Source organism: Bradyrhizobium sp. OK095, assembly GCF_900109945.1.
Taxonomy (GTDB): domain Bacteria; phylum Pseudomonadota; class Alphaproteobacteria; order Rhizobiales; family Xanthobacteraceae; genus Bradyrhizobium.
Genome location: NZ_FOBX01000049.1, coordinates 1 through 1,120 on the forward strand (window position 1 = coordinate 1; position 1,120 = coordinate 1,120).

At 66.3% G+C, this 1,120-nt stretch carries 2 protein-coding genes; both read right to left on the reverse strand.

Annotated features, from left to right (window positions below):
* Positions 1-362, reverse strand: a 362-nt coding sequence (locus tag BMW89_RS37140) for a chemotaxis protein CheW (RefSeq protein ID WP_092035277.1), incomplete at its 3' end; no start/stop codon positions are given.
* Between the two features lie 23 nt (positions 363-385).
* Positions 386-1,120: response regulator (locus tag BMW89_RS37145; protein ID WP_143062899.1), on the reverse strand; the 735-nt coding region annotated here is incomplete at its 5' end.

Here is a 1,120-nt window from a genome sequence, read left to right on the forward strand (position 1 = left end):
GGGTCGAGGTTGACGGGATTCTCTTCCATGTTGTCTTCGGCAAGCCGCAGCACCTCGCCGATCTGGTCGATCAGCAGGCCGTAGGATTCACCGCGCAGGTCGACACCGACCGCCATCGGGACCTTGCCGTCCTCGGGCTTGGGCAGACCGAGACGGGCGCGCATGTCGACCACGGTGACGATGCGGCCGCGCAGGTTCAGCACGCCCGCGATCTCGCGCGAGGACAAGGGAACGCGGGTGACGCGCTCGGGCATGAACACGTCCTGGACGCGGGAGATCGGCAGGCCGAACAGCTGGCCGCCGATCATCGCGGTGACGTATTCGATCATCGCGCCTTCGCCGGACTGGGTCTTCTTGGTCATCTGCGTATCTCCTTCGCGCCGTCTTACGCCGCTGCCCGGTTCAGCTCGGAGGCACCGGCGGCGCCCGCGGTCTGTTCCTTCAGCGCCGCGATCAGACCGGGACGGTCGAACTTGGCGACATAGTCGTGGAAGCCGGCCTGACGGCCGCGCTCGATCGCCGCAGGCGACACCAGCGCGGAGAGGCCGATGATCGGCATCGAGCCGAGATTGCTGTCGGAGCGGATGGTCTCGGCGAACTCGAACCCGTTCATGTCGGGCATCTCGATGTCGGTCAGGACCACGTCGAAGGTCTGCGCACGCAGAGCCGCAAGGCCCTCCTGCGCGGTCGGCGCGGTGCGAACGCGGTAGCCGGCAGCCTTGAGCACAGGTGCGAGCATGTTGCGGAAGAACGCCGAGTCGTCGACCAGCAGCACCGACTGCGAGTGCAGCGACGGCTTCATCTCCTTGCGGGTGAACCAGTCGGAGAACGCCATCGGCAGGAAGTGGCCGACGTCGATCACTTCGGTGGCCTGGCCCTTGATCACGGCCGAGCCCAGGATGCCGCTGGCGGCGCCGCCGACCTCGATGTTGAGCCGTTCCTCGACGATGTCGATGATCTCGTCGACGACGAGGCCCATGGAGCGGCCGTCATCGGAGAACACCAGGATCGGCTGAGTGCCCTGGCTGGCGATGGTGACGCTCTCCATGGCGACGAGCGGCATCAGCTGCTCGCGGTACTGCACCATGTAGCGGCCGTTGGAGAACTCGATCTTGTCGGC